The organism is Celeribacter sp. ULVN23_4 (genome assembly GCF_054788345.1).
Map to the genome: position 1 here is coordinate 44,581 of NZ_JBTVYO010000005.1, position 16,795 is coordinate 61,375.

General features: G+C 59.9%; 17 protein-coding genes. 6 read left to right on the forward strand and 11 right to left on the reverse strand.

Annotated features, from left to right (window positions below; genetic code table 11):
* Nucleotides 1-54: 54 nt before the first annotated feature.
* From ACYBHZ_RS12155 to ACYBHZ_RS12170, 4 genes are all read right to left on the reverse strand, one after another.
* Nucleotides 55-897 carry an ATP-binding protein gene (locus ACYBHZ_RS12155; RefSeq protein ID WP_460274551.1) on the reverse strand — a complete coding sequence of 281 codons (843 nt, stop codon included), beginning with the start codon at nucleotides 895-897 and terminating at the stop codon, nucleotides 55-57.
* Between the two features lie 4 nt (nucleotides 898-901).
* A complete protein-coding gene (gene tatC, locus ACYBHZ_RS12160; protein WP_460274552.1) occupies nucleotides 902-1,774 on the reverse strand; it encodes a twin-arginine translocase subunit TatC in 873 nt (290 codons plus the stop codon).
* Nucleotides 1,771-2,217, reverse strand: coding sequence for a Sec-independent protein translocase protein TatB (gene tatB, locus ACYBHZ_RS12165; RefSeq protein ID WP_460274553.1), 447 nt, complete (start codon nucleotides 2,215-2,217; stop codon nucleotides 1,771-1,773). Before tatB ends, tatC begins: the two co-directional genes overlap by 4 nt.
* Nucleotides 2,218-2,302: 85 nt before the next feature.
* Nucleotides 2,303-2,524, reverse strand: a complete 222-nt coding sequence (locus tag ACYBHZ_RS12170) for a twin-arginine translocase TatA/TatE family subunit (RefSeq protein WP_460274554.1) — start codon at nucleotides 2,522-2,524, stop codon at nucleotides 2,303-2,305.
* A 219-nt stretch (nucleotides 2,525-2,743) separates the two neighbouring features.
* Here ACYBHZ_RS12170 and ACYBHZ_RS12175 point away from each other — a divergent pair, with 219 nt between their 5' ends.
* On the forward strand, nucleotides 2,744-3,055 hold the full coding sequence (locus ACYBHZ_RS12175) for a hypothetical protein (RefSeq protein WP_460274555.1): 312 nt from the start codon (nucleotides 2,744-2,746) through the stop codon (nucleotides 3,053-3,055).
* Between the two features lie 3 nt (nucleotides 3,056-3,058).
* Nucleotides 3,059-3,790 (forward strand): helix-turn-helix transcriptional regulator, encoded by a 732-nt coding sequence (locus tag ACYBHZ_RS12180; RefSeq protein ID WP_460274556.1) that lies wholly within the window; start codon nucleotides 3,059-3,061, stop codon nucleotides 3,788-3,790.
* On the opposite strand, the gene ACYBHZ_RS12185 is transcribed toward ACYBHZ_RS12180, so the two are convergent.
* Genes ACYBHZ_RS12185 through ACYBHZ_RS12195 form a run of 3 tightly spaced genes read right to left on the reverse strand, consistent with a single transcriptional unit; the run spans nucleotide 3,787 to nucleotide 6,800 of the window.
* Entirely contained in the window at nucleotides 3,787-4,872 is a 1,086-nt protein-coding gene (locus ACYBHZ_RS12185; RefSeq protein ID WP_460274557.1) for an ABC transporter ATP-binding protein, read from the reverse strand. The genes ACYBHZ_RS12180 and ACYBHZ_RS12185 overlap by 4 nt on opposite strands.
* Nucleotides 4,873-4,928: 56 nt before the next feature.
* Complete coding sequence (locus tag ACYBHZ_RS12190; protein ID WP_460274558.1) at nucleotides 4,929-5,987, reverse strand: methyltransferase domain-containing protein; 1,059 nt, start codon at nucleotides 5,985-5,987, stop codon at nucleotides 4,929-4,931.
* A 33-nt stretch (nucleotides 5,988-6,020) separates the two neighbouring features.
* A complete protein-coding gene (locus ACYBHZ_RS12195; protein ID WP_460274559.1) occupies nucleotides 6,021-6,800 on the reverse strand; it encodes an SDR family oxidoreductase in 780 nt (259 codons plus the stop codon).
* Between the two features lie 373 nt (nucleotides 6,801-7,173).
* On the opposite strand from ACYBHZ_RS12195, the gene ACYBHZ_RS12200 reads away from it, so the two are divergent.
* The 4 genes from ACYBHZ_RS12200 to ACYBHZ_RS12215 all read left to right on the forward strand — a co-directional run bounded on the left by ACYBHZ_RS12200 (nucleotide 7,174) and on the right by ACYBHZ_RS12215 (nucleotide 12,049).
* Nucleotides 7,174-8,202, forward strand: a complete 1,029-nt coding sequence (locus tag ACYBHZ_RS12200) for a Hint domain-containing protein (RefSeq protein WP_460274764.1) — start codon at nucleotides 7,174-7,176, stop codon at nucleotides 8,200-8,202.
* Between the two features lie 112 nt (nucleotides 8,203-8,314).
* Nucleotides 8,315-9,922, forward strand: a complete 1,608-nt coding sequence (locus tag ACYBHZ_RS12205) for a peptide chain release factor 3 (RefSeq protein ID WP_460274560.1) — start codon at nucleotides 8,315-8,317, stop codon at nucleotides 9,920-9,922.
* 88 nt (nucleotides 9,923-10,010) lie between these two features.
* Nucleotides 10,011-10,460, forward strand: coding sequence for a hypothetical protein (locus ACYBHZ_RS12210; RefSeq protein WP_460274561.1), 450 nt, complete (start codon nucleotides 10,011-10,013; stop codon nucleotides 10,458-10,460).
* 152 nt (nucleotides 10,461-10,612) lie between these two features.
* Nucleotides 10,613-12,049, forward strand: a complete 1,437-nt coding sequence (locus tag ACYBHZ_RS12215; protein WP_460274562.1) for a DEAD/DEAH box helicase — start codon at nucleotides 10,613-10,615, stop codon at nucleotides 12,047-12,049.
* 115 nt (nucleotides 12,050-12,164) lie between these two features.
* On the opposite strand, the gene ACYBHZ_RS12220 is transcribed toward ACYBHZ_RS12215, so the two are convergent.
* Genes ACYBHZ_RS12220 through nuoN form a run of 4 tightly spaced genes read right to left on the reverse strand, consistent with a single transcriptional unit; the run spans nucleotide 12,165 to nucleotide 16,791 of the window.
* On the reverse strand, nucleotides 12,165-13,826 hold the full coding sequence (locus tag ACYBHZ_RS12220) for a ribonuclease J (RefSeq protein WP_460274563.1): 1,662 nt from the start codon (nucleotides 13,824-13,826) through the stop codon (nucleotides 12,165-12,167).
* A complete protein-coding gene (locus ACYBHZ_RS12225) occupies nucleotides 13,823-14,602 on the reverse strand; it encodes a type III pantothenate kinase (RefSeq protein ID WP_460274564.1) in 780 nt (259 codons plus the stop codon). Before ACYBHZ_RS12225 ends, ACYBHZ_RS12220 begins: the two co-directional genes overlap by 4 nt.
* Nucleotides 14,602-15,348: a biotin--[acetyl-CoA-carboxylase] ligase gene (locus ACYBHZ_RS12230; RefSeq protein WP_460274565.1), complete on the reverse strand. Its 747-nt coding sequence runs from the start codon at nucleotides 15,346-15,348 to the stop codon at nucleotides 14,602-14,604. Before ACYBHZ_RS12230 ends, ACYBHZ_RS12225 begins: the two co-directional genes overlap by 1 nt.
* Before the next feature lie 9 nt (nucleotides 15,349-15,357).
* Complete coding sequence (nuoN, locus tag ACYBHZ_RS12235) at nucleotides 15,358-16,791, reverse strand: NADH-quinone oxidoreductase subunit NuoN (RefSeq protein WP_460274566.1); 1,434 nt, start codon at nucleotides 16,789-16,791, stop codon at nucleotides 15,358-15,360.
* Nucleotides 16,792-16,795 lie beyond the last annotated feature (4 nt).

Genomic DNA, 16,795 nt, shown 5'->3' on the forward strand with positions numbered 1-16,795 from the left:
GGGAAGGCCCAGCCTTCCCGTTTTTGTTTTACATATCGAAGAAACGCGCCCGGCTCAGCTGAGCGACACACCCTTACGCCCGGCCAGATCGGTGAAGAACTGCCACGCCACACGGCCCGAGCGCGAGCCGCGTGTGGCCTGCCATTCGATCGCTTCCGCGCGCAGGGTCTCGTCCTCAACCTCGACACCGTATTCGGCGCAATAGCCACGGATCATGTCGAGATATTCATCCTGCGAACAGGGATGGAAGCCGAGCCACAGGCCGAAACGGTCCGACAGGGACACCTTTTCCTCTGTCGCCTCGGACGGGTTGATCGCAGAGCTGCGCTCATTCTCGATCATGTCGCGTGGCATCAGGTGGCGGCGGTTGGAAGTCGCATAAAACAGGACATTGTCCGGCCGCCCTTCGATCCCGCCATCCAGAACCGCCTTGAGCGATTTGTAATGTTCGTCATCATGGCTAAAGGACAGGTCATCGCAAAACAGCACGAACCGATGCTTAGAGCCACGCAGAAGGTTCAGCAGACGCGCCACGGTGGGCAGGTCTTCCCGCTGCATCTCAACGATCTTAAGCGGCGTGCCCTCCGCGTTCACAGCGGCATGTACCGCCTTCACCAAAGAGCTTTTCCCCATCCCCCGCGCGCCCCAGAGCAGCGCGTTGTTCGCGGGCAATCCGCGCGCGAACTGACGGGTGTTTTCGAGCAGCGTATCACGTGAGCGATCCACACCGATCAAAAGAGAAATATCAACGCGGGAGACTTTGGTGACCGGCTGCAGGGCATCCGGCTCGGTCTGCCAGACATAGGCGTCTGCGGCTTCGAAATCAGGCGCCGCAAGAGGCGCCGGAGCCATCCGTTCCAGCGCCTCGGCGATCCGTTTGAGTGTCTTGATTTTCATCTTTTTACTCTGAGAACAGTTCTTCGTCTTCGTCCAGCACACCGGCGGCGCGCAGTTCCGCAGTCCGTTTCTTTTCGACACGGGCGACGAGGAAGATCGAGATTTCATAGAGCCCGTAGACCACGACGAAGAGGATCAGCTGGGTCGTTACATCCGGCGGCGTCACCAGAGCGGCGACGGTCAGAATGCCGACAACAGCGTATTTGCGCGTGCTGCGCAGACCATGTGCGGAGGCGAGCCCCGCCTTGCCCATCAGGGTCAAGAGCACCGGAAGCTGAAAGCACAGCCCAAAAGCCACGATCATTTTCAACGTGATATCAAGGCTTTCGTTCACCTTACCATTGAAGACGATGTCGATCCCCGAGTCACTCGTCGCGGCAGAAACATCCCCACCGCTGGTGACCAGAGCGCCCACGAAGGAGGGCAGATCAGCAAACCCAAGGAAGAAGGTCATCGCCAGCGGCACAACAACGAATTGCGCAAAGGCCGCGCCCATCAGGAAGAGCACCGGAGAGGCGATCAGGAAGGGCAGGAACGCGTTCTTTTCATTCTTGTAGAGACCCGGCGCCACGAAGCGCCAAAGCTGATAGGCCACCACCGGGAAGGACAGCGCCAGACCGCCGACCATCGAGATACGGATCAGGGTGAAGAAATATTCCTGCGGCGCGGTGTATTGCATCACCGGGTTCGGGTTGCCCAGAGACCGCATGGTTCTCTCGATCGGGATCAGCAGGAAATCAAGGATCGGCCCGGCAATGGTAAAACAGATCACCATCGCCACGATAAAGGCGAGCGCGGCACGGATGATCCGCGTGCGAAGTTCCGCCAGATGCTCGATCAGCGGCGCGCTGCTGTCCTCGATATCGCTCTCGCTCATGCCTCGCCCTCGTTCTTCTTGGCATCCGCTTCGGCGTCAAGCCGTTCGGTCGCTTTCTTGGCTGTCGCCTCGGCAATCTTCTCCGCCGCTTCGGCGCGTTCCGGGCTTAGTTCGTCTTTCTGAAGCTCCGAGGTCTTCGGCGCGGCCTTGCCGTCCGCCGCTTTCGTCGGATCCCATTTCTCGAACTTGTCCGCAGCTTCATTAAGCTTGTCGAGACCGAATTTCTTCGGGTTCGCCGCGCCTTTGAGCGCCTCCGAGGCCTCTTTCACACCGGCCTCGTCCGCCGCAGCTTCCATCGCCCGCGAGAACTCGCGCGCCATGGATTTTGCACGGGCGGTGAAACGCCCGAGCGTGCGGAACATTCCCGGAAGGTCTTTGGGGCCGACGACGATCAGCGCCACGACCCCGATGATCAGAAGTTCTGACATGCCGATGTCAAACATCACGCACCGCCTTGTCTTGGTGTCACATCATGGGCCGCAAAACCGACCCGCGCGAGGGGTTCCCCTCGCGATCCCGAAAGAAAACTCAGACCTTGTCTTTGTCTTTTTCTTCTTCAGGCGTGACATCCTTGGCGACAGCAGCCGCTTCGTCTTCGATTTCTTTGGTGCCCTCGGCCACACCTTTTTTGAAGGATGTGATGCCTTTGCCAACCTCGCCCATGAGGCCAGAGATTTTGCCGCGGCCGAAAAGGACCAGCACCACGACGGCAATGAGCAGGAGGCCCGGAAGGCCAATATTGTTGAGCATGTCAGTCTCCATCTGAGAGGGGCATTGGCCCGTCGGTATCATCTCGCGGAACCAAGGATTAGAGGGGTCTCCAGCCGAGTGAAAGCGCAAAATACCCTCGGCGGCCCCGTTGCACAAGATTGGCGCGGGTTGAGAACATGGAAATTCCCAACTGACAGGTTTATGTCAGTTGGGAAGCCTCATCTTCAGATCATCGCAACCCGAATCGGAGAAAACTCGATGACTGACATTCAAATGATTGAAACTGTTACCTTTCGCCTGAAAGACGGGGTGAGCAGATCAGACCTGCACGCCCGTGCGGACGCGCTTGAGGCGTATTTCCTGTCCTGCCCCGGCTATTTGGGCCGTGTGCTCTTTGAACAGGCGGATGGCCGCTGGGTCGATCAGATCAGCTGGGCGGATGAGGCATCCATGAACGCCTGCGACGCGGGCTTCCGCGATCATCCGGCTGCCGCGCCCTACATGGCTCTTGTCGAGGAAGGCTCCGTCGCCATGCACCACACCCCTGCTCTCTTCGCGAAGGCGGCCTAAGCTATGGCAGGCGGTCGCAAACAAACCGGCATAAGGCGCAGCGACCGCCTGTTCGATCTCATCCAGATATTGCGGGACGGCAAATTGCACACCGCGCGCGACTTGGCAAAGCGCGTCGAAGTATCGGAACGCACGATATGGCGCGATATGGCGACGCTCAAAGCCTCCGGCGTGCCGGTCGAGGGCGAGCGCGGCCTCGGCTACATGGTCACAGCGCCGATCACCCTCCCCCCGATGAATCTCACGCTTGGGGAATTGGAGGCTTTGCATCTCGCTGTCGCCATTCTTGGCGAAGCCACCGATCCGGAGCTCGCCGAGAACGCCAAGAGCCTTGCCACGAAAATCGATGCTGTGCTCCCGGAGAACACCGGGCCACCGGAGGCGGGCTGGGGCATGGCCGTACATCCTTTCGCCTTCGCCGACGCCCGCTCGGGCTTTCGCCACATGCCCCTTTTGCGGGAGGCGGTGCGTGAGAAAAAGGTGCTGCGGATCAGCTATCTCGCGCTCGACGGATCACAAAGCACACGTCTCGTGCGGCCTTTGGAACTCGATTACTGGGGGCGTGTCTGGACCATGGCGGCGTGGTGCGAACTGCGTGGTGATTTCCGCTCGTTCCGGGTGGACCGCATCGAAACCGTGATCGACACCGGCGCGCGGTTCCGCGACGAGCCGGGCAAGACGATGGCGGATTTCATTGCGGCTCAGAAGGCCAAGGCCCCCTTAAAAAAACCTTAAGCGGTCTCTTTCGCCGGGAACACGAAACACCGATCCCGGCGCATCATCAACCACATTGCGGTGCCGGGTTTCGGCAGGAAGACCGAGGGCACAGTCGCTTTGAGCACTGACCCATCGAAATCCATTTTGAATTCCACGAGGCTCTCTCGCCCCATGAACCGCGCACGTTGAACGACAGCCCGCGCGGGCGTGCCATCTTGCGGCGTCGGGTTCGGGCCACGACCGGCCCGGTCGAAATCGATACGCAGGTGCTGCGGGCGAATAACAATCTCGACATCCGCGCCGTCGGGCTGTCCGGGCACGAAGAACTCGCCGAACGCAGTCGTCACGGCGAGGTTCTGAACCGTGCCGTGGATCACGTTGATATCACTAAAGAAAGCGGCTGCTTTCCGATCCGTCGGCGTGTTGTAGATATTATAGGGCGCGCCTTGCTGCACGATCCGACCGTCACGCATGAGGGCGATCTCATCCGCCATGCGCATGGCCTCATGCGGCTCATGGGTCACCAGAAGAACGGCGGTGTTCTCCGCTTTCAACACATCCAGCGTGCTGTCGCGAATATCGTCCTTGAGGCGTTCATCGAGCCCCGAGAAAGGCTCATCCATCAACATGATCGACGGGCGCGGCGCGAGCGCACGGGCCAGCGCGACACGTTGCTGTTCACCGCCAGACAGCTCATGCGGATATTTGCCATAGGCGGAGAGAAGCCCCACCTTATCGAGCAATTCTTCGACCCGAGGCTTCTTGTCCGATTTGTGCCCCTTGAGGCCAAAACCGACGTTCTCGGACACCGACAAATGCGGGAAAAGGGCAAAGTCCTGAAACATCAGCCCGATGGAACGCAGTTCCGGCGGCACCCGGTAGACGGTGTCGCAGACAAGCTGGCCATCGACGTAAATCTCGCCCTCGTCCTGCATATCGACGCCCGCGATGATCCGCAGTGTCGTGGACTTGCCGCAGCCAGACGGCCCCAGCAGACAGGTCACCTGTCCCGGCATCACCTTGAGCGACACATCAGACACCACCTCGCGGCCTTGGAAACGGCGGCGGATGTTGCGGATTTCGAGGCGCGGGTCGGTCACGGAAGCGGTCTTTGTCTGACGGAAAGTCTCAACTTCCCTATCAGGCGGCAACAGGCTTAGCAACAGCCGCCCGAAGCGGGTGCTGCGGAACCGGTATCCGTCAGGCTGTCAAACGGGCTGGTGCCGCCGCAACCGGCGAAAATGCCGTAATGGGTGGAGAAATCGCCGATGAAGTCGAAATGCGGCGCAAAACGGGTCTCGGCCAGCATTTTGAATGTGTTGCCACAGACCGGAAAGACCTTGCCGGTTTCGATCTTGTGCCCCGCGTCCAACGCGAACAGATGCGGCGCGCCCGGCACGGTGCCTTTGTAAATCACCGCCTGCCCGTAATCCTCGCATTCCGGTTCGAGATCGAGTTTGAACAGCCGATAGGTCGCCGAAATGAACCGGATCGGCGCGACCTTTTCCTCAAGGGCCGGGTTCTCAATAGTCAGCGCCCGATGGGTGACCAAACGCGGATCAGCAAAGCCCGCCGCCCGCGCCATATATTCGAAATCATTCCAATAGAGCGCGCCGGACAGGCATTCGCCGTAGAGCACCGGATCGGCCCGAAGAGCCTCCGGCACCCGGCGGTCAGCGTAGACATCGGAGAAATACATCTCCCCGCCCGGTTTCAGAAGACGGTAGGCCTCACGCAACACGGAGGGCTTGTCCATCGCGAGGTTCAGCACGCAATTCGAGACGATCACGTCAAAACTGCCCCCGTCGAGCGGCAGTTCATCGAGCTTTTCGATATACCCCTGATAGAAGGCCACGTTGGACTTGGCAAAACCGAATTTCTCGGCATGCCAATCCTGATGGCGACGGGCGACGGCGAGCTGTTCCTCGGTCATATCGACCCCGACGACAAAGCCCTCTTCGCCAACATATTGCGACAGGGCATAGACGTCGCGACCGGAGCCGGATCCGAGATCCAGCACCCGTGCGCCATTGAGCACATCCGGCGCGATCAACCCGCAGCCATAATAGCGCGACAGCACCTCGTCATGAATGTTGGAGAGCGCGCGTTTCAGGTCGTCCGACATGTCGTCCGGCGAACAACAAGCATTGGTTTTCAAATCCTGCGATCCTTGCAAGACCTTGCCGTAATACTCCTGAACATCCGCATGGCTCATCGCGCTCTCCTCGTTTTATGGCCTTATGTCGCCTTACATCGTCGTGTTGGTGGCGCCGCCATCCAACAGAATGTTCTGACCGACCATAAAGCCCGCATATTGCGAACACATGAAGGCACAGGTCGCTCCGAATTCCTCAATCGTGCCATAGCGGCCCGCCGGAATGGCAGCCTCTTTCTCAGAACGGATTTCGGAGGCCGGACGACCGCTTTTCTCCGAGGCGGCGGCATCAAGTGCGACCGTACGGTTCGTAGCATGCAGCCCCGGAAGCAGATTGTTCATGACCACCCCATGCGGTGCGACCTGACGCGACGTGCCACCGACGTAGCCTGTCAGCCCTGCCCGTGCCGCATTGGACAGGCCCAGAACCGCAATCGGCGCTTTGACAGAGACGGAGGTGATGTTGACCACGCGGCCCCATCCCTTGTCCATCATGCCCGGCACCAGCGCCTTGATCAGCGCAATGGGAGCCAACATATTGGCGTCGAGCGCATTGATGAAATCCTCGCGGTCCCAGTCGGTCCACATGCCCGGCGGCGGACCACCCGCATTGTTGACGAGAATATCAACACCGGCGGCTTTCTCCAAAACTGCGGCGCGGCCTTCTTCCGTCGTAATATCGGCGGCAACCGTATCAACCTTAACGCCGAATTCCTTGCGAATGTCCTCGGCAGAGGCCTCCAGCGCCTCAGCGCCGCGCGCGTTCATCACCAGATCGACACCGGCCTCCGCCAGCGCACGGGCACAGCCCAGCCCCAGACCTTTCGACGACGCACAAACCAGCGCGCGCTTTCCTTTGATCCCGAGATCCATCCCACTCTCCTTGCAAAGTTACTCTTGCTCGATATGTAGGCTCCGACCAATGGCTTGTCATCCGCGATCTCGCCCGACACACGCGGAACAGACTGTGCAGAACTGCGGCACCTCTGCCTTAAACGGTTTCTTTCACGCCAGATAATGCACCACTCTCGCCTAATTCGCGCCATTGTTGCCGAACATAATGGATCTGTTTAACCAAAACACTCTGCGAAAAGAGGACAAAAGACGCTCCAATGTACAATCTGTCCCAGTCACGGCAAAATGTAACCGCTGCTCTTGCCGGTCTTGTACAACAGTGTACATGGAATGGGCCGCGTGGCGGCGTCATCGTCCCGCAGGTGGTGTTGGGAAAGGTTCGGTGAGCGGTATGAATGCAGGGTTCGACAACCATATGGCACCCCAAGCCAGCCTTCCGGCGCAGACCCTTCCGGTCTACCGGGCGGACGATCTGCGTGTCACCGGCGGCGTCAATCTTGGCGATGCGCTTACCAATGCAGATGAGTTGGAATTGGCCGATGTCTATCAATTGCGCAACAGCGCGTCGCGTGAGAGGCTGTCCCTCGACGTCCAAAACGAACGCCTGAGCGTGGCGGAGGACACCGAGCTTGGCACAGTGGGCAACGATCTGCATCTGGACTGCGTGGCCACCTTCATGGCCAGTTCCGGACATACCATTGAAGTGCTCATCCTCGTTGAAACCGATGCGAACTGGCTGATCGACGGCGTCTATTTCCTGCCCTTTGCGCCGCTCCAGCCGGATGTGGAATATGTGCTCGTGAAAGTCGAGCGCGACACGGTCCGCACCCGCCTGTCCGACGTCGCCTGTGTCGCCTTCACGAAGGGCACGCGGATCACTCTGGCCAATGGCGTGCAAAAACCAATCGAAGACCTGCAAATCGGCGACCGCGTGCTGACCCGCGATCACGGCCCGCAAGCGGTGCGCTGGATCGGGTGCCAGACGGTGCGCGCGACAGGGGCTTTCGCGCCGATTGTGATCCGAAAAGGCGCGCTTAACAACGCCCAAGACCTGATCGTGTCGCCGAACCACCGGATTTTCATCTATCAGCGCCGCGATGCGGTAAAGGCCGGGCGGGCGGAAGTTTTGATCAAGGCCAAGCTTCTGGTGAACGGCCAAAACGTCATTCGCGCCGAGGGCGGGTTTGTCGATTATTACCAGCTTCTGTTCGACACCCATGAAATCATCTACGCCGAAGGCATCGCCGCCGAGAGCATGTTCGTGGACAGTCGGGTCAAACCCTTCCTCCCCGAAGATCTTCAAGGCCGCATCGCAGCCGAACACGCCCATGACGATACGGCCCGCGCCTTTGAACTGCGCGATGGCATGTTGGAACCTTCCGTCGCCGCCGATATCCTGCGGACGGCCTCCGGCAGCTGAGTATTTACAGCAGCAAAGGAAACAGGAAAGCGCGCGTATCAAGCGTGTTTTTGTGTCAGCTTTATCGCAAGCCCCATTGCCCGCTCCCCTGCCCGCGCGTATATGAACGCGCATGTTGGATCGTAGCCATAACGCCCCCGAATTGCCGCCGGAGATTGCCCGTCGCCGGACCTTCGCCATCATCTCGCACCCGGACGCCGGTAAGACGACGTTGACGGAGAAATTCCTGTTGTACGGTGGCGCGATCCAGATGGCGGGCCAAGTGCGTGCCAAGGGCGAAGCGCGCCGCACGCGCTCGGACTTCATGCAGATGGAAAAGGACCGCGGGATTTCCGTGTCGGCCTCCGCCATGTCCTTCGATTTCGACGGGCACCGGTTCAACCTCGTGGACACCCCCGGCCACTCGGACTTTTCCGAGGACACTTATCGCACGCTCACCGCAGTGGACGCGGCGATCATGGTGATCGATGGGGCGAAGGGGGTTGAGAGCCAGACGCAGAAACTCTTTGAAGTCTGTCGGATGCGCGATCTGCCGATCCTGACGTTTTGTAACAAGATGGACCGCGAAAGCCGCGATACGCTTGAGATCATCGACGAGATTCAGGAGAACCTCGCGATTGACGTGACGCCGGCCTCTTGGCCGATCGGTGTCGGGCGCGATTTCCTTGGCTGCTATGACGTGTTGAACGACCGTCTCGAATTGATGGACCGCGCGGATCGGAACAAGGTCGCCGAGAGCATCAAGATCGAAGGTCTGGACGACCCGAAACTGGCCGAGCATGTGCCGGAGCATCTTCTTGAGCAACTCAAAGAAGAGCTTGAAATGGCGCGCGAACTTCTTCCGCCGTTCGACCGGGAAGCCTTCCTCGACGGGACGCTCACGCCGATCTGGTTCGGCTCCGCGATCAACTCTTTCGGGGTGCAGGAACTGATGGACGGGATCGCAAAATATGGCCCCGAGCCGCAGGTGCAAAAAGCCACCCCGCGCGAAATCAGCCCGGACGAGACCAAGGTCATGGGCTATGTGTTCAAGGTTCAGGCCAACATGGACCCGAAACACCGTGACCGTGTGGCCTTTGTCCGCCTTGCCTCCGGGCATTTCAAACGCGGGATGAAACTCACCCATGTGCGGTCGAAAAAGCCGATGGCAATCTCGAACCCCGTGCTGTTTTTGGCCTCCGACCGCGAACTGGCCGAAGAGGCTTGGGCGGGCGACATCATCGGCATTCCGAACCACGGCCAGCTGCGCATTGGTGACACGCTGACCGAGGGCGAGGACATCCGCGTCACCGGCATTCCGTCCTTTGCGCCGGAGCTGTTGCAAGGCGTCCGCGCAGGCGATCCGATGAAGGCCAAGCACTTGGAGAAAGCCCTGATGCAATTCGCCGAGGAAGGGGCCGCGAAGGTCTTCAAACCGGCGATCGGCTCGGGCTTCATCGTCGGTGTTGTCGGCGCGCTGCAATTTGAAGTGCTGGCCAGCCGTATTGAGCTTGAGTACGGCCTGCCCGTGCGCTTTGACGCCTCGCAGTTCACCTCGGCGCGCTGGGTCACTGGGCCGAAGGTGGAGATGGAGAAATTCATCAATGCCAACAAACAGCACATCAGCTACGACCATGACGGCGATCCGGTTTTCCTGACGCGTTTGCAATGGGATATCGACCGGGTCGAACGCGACTATCCGGAGCTGAAACTCTCTGCGACCAAGGAAATGATGGTCTGAGGCGCATTTTTGCCGATCTGCGCGGGAGGGGATTCCCTTCCCGTACAGATCGGTTAAAGTCCCCCCGACCTAACCCGTAGGAGCCCCCATGTCCGTCAGCCGCATCGCCCTTACCGCAGGCCTGTCCGCCACAGCCGTTTCCACGCTGGGCCTTCCCGCATTTGCGGAAAATGCGGGCTGGGACATGCTCAAGGGCATCACCATCGAAGAGATCGTCACCGAGACGAGCTATGAGGTGAAAAAGGGCTTTCCGGATCGTCTCAAAAACGGGGTCAAGGGGATGGAGTTGACCGGCTATGCCGTGCCGCTCACGCCCGGCTCCGATGTGCGGGATTTGATCCTCGTGTCTGATATGGGACTTTGCCCGTTCTGCGGCAGCGCAGATCACGGCGCTTCGGTGCAAGTGAGCCTCGACAGCCCGATTGTCGGCCTTGAAGAAGGCACCCGCATCACCCTCAAGGGCAACATGAAACCGGTGCTCGATCCGGAGACATGGCAAGCCGCCATTCTCGAAAACGCGGTAGTTGTGGGGGGCTAAGCCTCTTCTTTGCGCCTTTAAACCTGCCTTTCCTTGACCTTTTGCGCTATCGAGCGTAGAAGACGCGCCAAAGACGTCCCGGCAATATGGCCGGACGGGCCGCGCGGTGTTTTGCGGCCATTTTAACAGCCGTACATCGCGAAAGGCACAGTTTGACCAAGTTCACCGATCTTAATCTCGCTCCGAAAGTTCTCAAAGCTATCGAAGACGTGGGCTACGAGAGCCCGACACCGATTCAGGCTGGGGCGATTCCGCCCGCGCTTGAAGGCAAGGACGTGTTGGGAATCGCCCAAACCGGGACCGGCAAAACCGCCTCTTTCGTGCTGCCGATGATCACCATGCTGGCCCGTGGCCGCGCCCGCGCCCGCATGCCGCGCTCTCTGGTGCTTTGCCCGACGCGCGAACTGGCTGCTCAGGTGGCCGAGAATTTTGATCAGTACACCAAGTACATGAAGCTGACCAAAGCGCTGCTGATTGGCGGCGTGAGCTTCAAGGAACAAGACGCTCTGATCGACAAGGGCGTGGACGTTCTGATCGCCACTCCGGGCCGTCTTCTCGACCATTTCGAGCGCGGCAAGCTGATCCTCTCCGACGTGAAAGTCATGGTTGTGGACGAGGCCGACCGGATGCTCGACATGGGCTTCATCCCGGACATCGAGCGCATCTTTGGCCTGACACCCTTTACCCGTCAAACCCTGTTCTTCTCGGCCACCATGGCGCCGGAGATCGAGCGCATCACCAACACCTTCCTGTCGGCCCCTGCCCGCGTCGAAGTCGCGCGCCAGGCGACGTCCGGCGAGAATATCGAACAGCATGTGGTCATGTTCAAAGGCTCCCGCCGTGATCGCGCCGCCAGCGAGAAGCGCAAGCTTCTGCGCGCGCTGATCGATGCTGAGGGTGACAAGCTGCAAAACGGGATCATTTTCTGCAACCGTAAGACGGATGTGGATATCGTCTCGAAATCGCTGAACAAATACGGCTATCAGGCCTCTCCGATCCACGGTGATCTGGACCAGAGCCAGCGCAACGCCACGCTTGAAAAGTTCCGCGAAGGCGAGATCAAGATCCTTGTGGCGTCTGATGTGGCCGCGCGCGGTCTCGACGTTGCCTCTGTGACCCATGTGTTCAACTTCGACGTACCGGGCCATGCTGAGGACTATGTCCACCGGATCGGCCGCACCGGACGCGCGGGGCGTCAGGGCAAGGCGATCATGATCTGTGAACCGCGCGACGAGAAGAACTTCGCTGATGTCGAAACGCTGATCGCGAAAGAAATTCCGCGTCTCGAAAACCCGCTGGGTGAGGCCCCTGTCGAAGAGGCCACTCCGGCGGCAGAGGTCAAAAGCGACAAGCCGAAACGGTCGCGCTCCCGCAAGCGCAAATCCGACGATGCACCGAAGGCCGAGGCACAACCCCAGGCTCAGGTCGAAGAGACCCCGCGTGAGGAGCCCAAGCCGGAGCCGAAAGCGGATCAATCCCGCTCGCGCCGTGGCCGGGGCCGCAAGGAAGACGACAACAAGGTCGTGGGCCTTGGAGATCACCTGCCGTCCTTCATCGCGCTGAGCTTTGAAGAGCGTCAGGCGGGCTAAACGCCCCTACCTCCCTTTCAAGACGAAGAAACCCGCGCCGAAAGCGCGGGTTTTGTTTTGAGTATTTGCGGCAGCAAAGGAAACGGGAGGGCAGAGCCCCCCACGCGCTTCTCGTTCAGCTCGACAGGCGCGAAATCACGATCTGCACTTCGGGCTTTTTGCCCACTTCTTCCTGTGTCGTCCGGCGCAGAATGCGGCGCATTTCTTCTTCCAGAGCGCCGTCGTCGGAGAGCGTCTTGGGTTTTGCGCGCATCAGGAACTGGTTCACGTCTTCTTCGAGCACATCGATCAGCGGCGCACGCGACAGACCCACCTCCGGCAGACCGCGCAGCTCGCACCAGCAATCGCCGAGCGGCTCGTCATCCTCGATGATCACCGTCGCGACCACCAGCCCGTTCATCGCCATGCGGATACGGTCGCGCACGATGCCATCGAGCGCACCGATCTGCACCGAACCGTCAAGGTAGGTGCGGCCCGTTTCGATATATTCCGAGACGCGCGGTTTGTTACCCGAAAGATCGACGCCAACGCCATTGGGCGCAACGATCGCTTGGAACCCGTTGCTTTCGGCCATTTTGGCATGTTCGCGCAGGTGACGGTGTTCGCCATGCATCGGGATCACGATCTGCGGTTTGACGATCTCGTGCAGCAGCGCCAGATCGGGTCCGTTCGCGTGACCGGAGACGTGATATTCATCGCGGCTGGAGATCGTCTCAACCCCCATCTCGGAGAAGCTGTTGAGGATACGTCCGACGGAGACTTCGTTGCCTGGAATGGTTTTCGAGGAGAAGATCACCGTATCGCCCTCGGCCATCTTGAGGCCGAGATATTTGCCCCGCGACAGCTGTGCGGTGGCGGCGCGATGTTCGCCCTGCGAGCCTGTGGTCAGCAGCATGAGGTTCTCGCGCGGAATGTCTCCGGCGTTTTCCGGCGACACGGTTTTCGGGAAGTCGGAGATGATGCCGGTCTCGATTGCCGCCGTGATCATCCGGCGCATGGCGCGGCCCAGAAGCACGACAGAGCGCCCAGCTTTGGACCCGGCCTCTGCCAAAGTTTTCACCCGCGCGATGTTGGACGCGAATGTGGTCGCAGCCACCATGCCGTCGAGCGAGGCGACAAGCTGTGTCAGCGGTTCGACCACCTCAGATTCCGAGCGGCCCGGCTTCGGTGAAAAGACGTTGGTCGAGTCACAGACAAGCGCCTTGACGCCAGACGAGGCAACGCTTTCCCAAAGTTCACGATCAAACGGCTCGCCCACGACAGGGTTTTCATCGAGTTTGAAGTCGCCGGTGTGGATCACACGGCCCGCAGGCGTGTCGATGACAAGCGCGGAGGATTCCGGAATGGAGTGCGACACCGGCAGGAAACCGACGGTGAACGGACCGCATTGGATCGTTTCCGGCCATTTCGAAACGGTCTTGATCTGTAGCTCATCATGGCCGTGCTCTTCGAACTTGAGACGGGCGATGTGTGCGGTGAAGGCACGGGCGTAGATCGGGGCTTCCAAACGCGGCCAAAGGTGGCCGACGGCGCCGACGTGGTCTTCATGCGCATGGGTGATGAAGATCGCCTCAATCTGGTCCTTGCGCTCAACGAGCCAAGCGACGTCGGCGAAGATCAGGTCCACCCCCGGCGTGCCGTCCATCGACGGGAAGGTGACGCCAAGATCGACAACGATGTAGCGCTCGTTCCCCTCCGGCCCGTAGCCGTAGACGTAACAGTTCATACCGATCTCGCCGGCACCGCCCAAGGGAAGATAGAGAAGACGTTCGCTCATGAGTTGCCCATGTCCTTATTATAGTTATGGATCACGACAAGGCCGTGGATCGTCAGAAATTCGTCGAAGTGGTCAAACAGTTTGTGACCTTGATTGAACAGCGGCGCAAGGCCCCCGGTCGCGATCACCCGCATCGGACGGCCATATTCGGCCTTGATCCGGTTGCATGTCTCACGCACGAGGCCGATATAGCCCCAGAACACGCCCGACTGCATACAGTCCACGGTATTGGTCCCGATGACCTTCTGCGGCATGGTCACATCCACATGCGGAAGCGCGGCGGCGGCATGGTGGAGGCTTTCGAGCGAGGCGTTCACACCGGGAGAGATCACGCCCCCGACATAGGCCCCATCTTCCGCCACCACGTCAAAGGTCGTCGCCGTGCCGAAATCGACGACGATGAGATCGCCGCCATAGAGATCGAACGCACCAGCCGAGTTCACAAGGCGGTCCGGGCCGACAGTCGTCCCCTCGTCCACCCGCGGCATATGCGGCAGGAGGCATTCCGGCTTTCCGACCACAAGCGGGCGGCAATCGAAATAGCGGTTCGCCAGCACACGCAGGTTGAACACCACACGCGGCACGGTCGAAGAGATGATCACCTCGGTGATATCGGCTTCGATCTTTTGGAAGTTCAAAAGCGTCGAAAGCCAGACGTAATATTGATCGGCCGTCCGCTGATGCTCCGTCGAGGTGCGCCATGTGGCGATGATCTCGGCGCCGTTCCAGATGGAAAAGACCGTGTTGGTGTTGCCGGTGTCGATACAGAGAAGCATCAGAAATAGACCTCTGCGGCTGGAATGGTGAGTGTGTCCGTATCCGTTTTAAGCACGAGATTGCCATAGGCATCCACGGTTTCGAAAATGCCGTGATGTTCCTCGGTCATCGTCCGCGCACGGATGCGAGTGCCGATACGGGCGGCACGCGAGAGCCAGGCTTCGCGCACGGGCGCGAACCCATAGGTGGTGAATTGGTGTTCCCAATGGGCATAGGCAACCGCGAGATGTTCCAGAAACTCTTCCGGCGCGATCAACGCCCCGGTCTCATGGGCCAGCGACACGGGCGGCGTCGCACCCGGTTCGACCTGATCTGCGCCCGGCGCTTCGACCAGATTGATCCCGATGCCGATGGCGAGATGGGAAGCGCCGCGCTCCAAAAGAATGCCCGCGACCTTGCCACCGTTGAGCAGCACGTCATTCGGCCATTTCAGCGCGAATGGATCGGTGCGCCCGGTGACCGCGACAAAGGCATCGAAGAGCGCCAGAGAGGCCACGAAACTGCGCAGCGCAATGAGCGCGGGCGGTTCTGTCGGGAACATGAGGAGCGTGGCGGCGAAGTTGCCTTCGGGCATGCTCCAAGGCCGTCCACGGCGTCCGTGAGCGCCCGTTTGCGACAGCGCCAAAATCCACTGGGGAAACGCGGAAGAGGCCGCGACACGCGCGGCCTCCGACATTGTGCTATCCACGGAGGAGAGGACCGTGCGCCCTACCCCTTCGGGCCATGTATGGCGGTTATCTGACACGTTTGCCGATCACTTCAGCAGCGCTTCCGCAGCAGCAGCCGCCATGTGGTCGACACCAAACATATTGGCGATCCCCACAAGCGTCACGGCAGCCGAGACGAACAGGAAGGCGTTGGCGGCCATACTCTTGTTCTCATCAAGCGGATCGGCTTCGCCCCCGAAATACATCAGGTACACGATACGGAGGTAGTAATAGGCCGCGATGACAGAGGCGAGAACGCCCATGACGGCGAGCCAGCCGAGACCTGCGGACCATGCCGCGTTGAGGATGACCAGTTTGCCGAAGAAACCGAGGGTCGGCGGCACACCTGCAAGCGAGAAGAACAGGATCAGCACGGCCAGAGCCTTGAGCGGCGCATAGGTCGAATACTGGTTCAACGCGGAGATGTCGTAAATCGGCTTGCCGTCGCGCTCCATCGCGATGATGAAGGCGAAAACCCCGATGTTCATCGTGACATAGATCGCCATGTAGAGCAGCGCGGCCGAGACACCTTGTTCATCTGCGGAGGCAAGCCCCATCAGAGCAAAGCCCATATGGGTGATCGAGGAATAGGCCATCAGACGTTTGATGTTGGTCTGCCCGATCCCGGCGAATGCGCCCCAGAACATGGAAGCGACCGAGATGACCGCAAGAATTTGCTGCCAGTCGCCCGGAATGCCGCCGAAAGCATCATAGAGCACACGGGCGAAAAGGCCCATGGCGGCAAGCTTCGGCGCGGTGGCGAAGAAGGCGGTCGTCGGCGTCGGAGCGCCTTCGTACACATCCGGCGTCCACATGTGGAACGGCACGGCGGAGACTTTGAACGCAAGACCGGTCATCACGAACACGAGGCCGAAGAGAACGCCGATCGGCACGTTGCCCTGCACCACGGAAATGATCCCGGCGAAGGAGGTTGTGCCCGCAAACCCGTAGATCAGCGAAGCGCCGTAAAGCAGCAGGCCGGAGGACAGCGAGCCAAGCACGAAGTACTTGAGGCCCGCCTCGTTGGAGCGCGTATCCCGGCGGATCGAGGCGATCACATAAAGCGACAGCGACATCAGTTCGAGGCCCATGTAGAGCGCCATCAGATCGCCCGCAGAGACCATGACCATCATGCCGACGGTCGCAAACAGGATCAGGATCGGATATTCGAAGCGGCCATAACCGCGCTTGTCGAGGAAGTCACAAGACATCGCAAGAACCGCCGCAGCCGCGAGCAGCGCCCCGATCTTGCCGAAGCGCGCGAAGCTGTCGTCAATGAACATGCCATGGAACGCAACAGCATTCGCTTCGTTCTGAAACCCGATCCAGAGCGCAACAACCAGCATGACGGCGGAGGTGATCCAAGTGACGAGCCCTGCGTATTTGTCCTTCTCGGTGTAAACCGCGAAGAGCAGTGCTGCCATGCCGTAGACGACAAGGAATACTTCCGGCAGGACGATGGAAAAATCTGTAGAGGTCATATCC

Excerpts from the sequence above, each read along its gene's own strand:
- ACYBHZ_RS12155 (WP_460274551.1), bottom strand. The coding sequence starts at position 897 with ATGAAAATCAAGACACTCAAACGGATCGCCGAGGCGCTGGAACGGATG.
- tatC (WP_460274552.1), bottom strand. The coding sequence starts at position 1,774 with ATGAGCGAGAGCGATATCGAGGACAGCAGCGCGCCGCTGATCGAGCAT.
- tatB (WP_460274553.1), bottom strand. The coding sequence starts at position 2,217 with ATGTTTGACATCGGCATGTCAGAACTTCTGATCATCGGGGTCGTGGCG.
- ACYBHZ_RS12170 (WP_460274554.1), bottom strand. The coding sequence starts at position 2,524 with ATGCTCAACAATATTGGCCTTCCGGGCCTCCTGCTCATTGCCGTCGTG.
- ACYBHZ_RS12175 (WP_460274555.1), top strand. The coding sequence starts at position 2,744 with ATGACTGACATTCAAATGATTGAAACTGTTACCTTTCGCCTGAAAGAC.
- ACYBHZ_RS12180 (WP_460274556.1), top strand. The coding sequence starts at position 3,059 with ATGGCAGGCGGTCGCAAACAAACCGGCATAAGGCGCAGCGACCGCCTG.
- ACYBHZ_RS12190 (WP_460274558.1), bottom strand. The coding sequence starts at position 5,987 with ATGAGCCATGCGGATGTTCAGGAGTATTACGGCAAGGTCTTGCAAGGA.
- ACYBHZ_RS12195 (WP_460274559.1), bottom strand. The coding sequence starts at position 6,800 with ATGGATCTCGGGATCAAAGGAAAGCGCGCGCTGGTTTGTGCGTCGTCG.
- ACYBHZ_RS12200 (WP_460274764.1), top strand. The coding sequence starts at position 7,174 with ATGAATGCAGGGTTCGACAACCATATGGCACCCCAAGCCAGCCTTCCG.
- ACYBHZ_RS12205 (WP_460274560.1), top strand. The coding sequence starts at position 8,315 with ATGTTGGATCGTAGCCATAACGCCCCCGAATTGCCGCCGGAGATTGCC.
- ACYBHZ_RS12210 (WP_460274561.1), top strand. The coding sequence starts at position 10,011 with ATGTCCGTCAGCCGCATCGCCCTTACCGCAGGCCTGTCCGCCACAGCC.
- ACYBHZ_RS12220 (WP_460274563.1), bottom strand. The coding sequence starts at position 13,826 with ATGAGCGAACGTCTTCTCTATCTTCCCTTGGGCGGTGCCGGCGAGATC.
- ACYBHZ_RS12225 (WP_460274564.1), bottom strand. The coding sequence starts at position 14,602 with ATGCTTCTCTGTATCGACACCGGCAACACCAACACGGTCTTTTCCATC.
- nuoN (WP_460274566.1), bottom strand. The coding sequence starts at position 16,791 with ATGACCTCTACAGATTTTTCCATCGTCCTGCCGGAAGTATTCCTTGTC.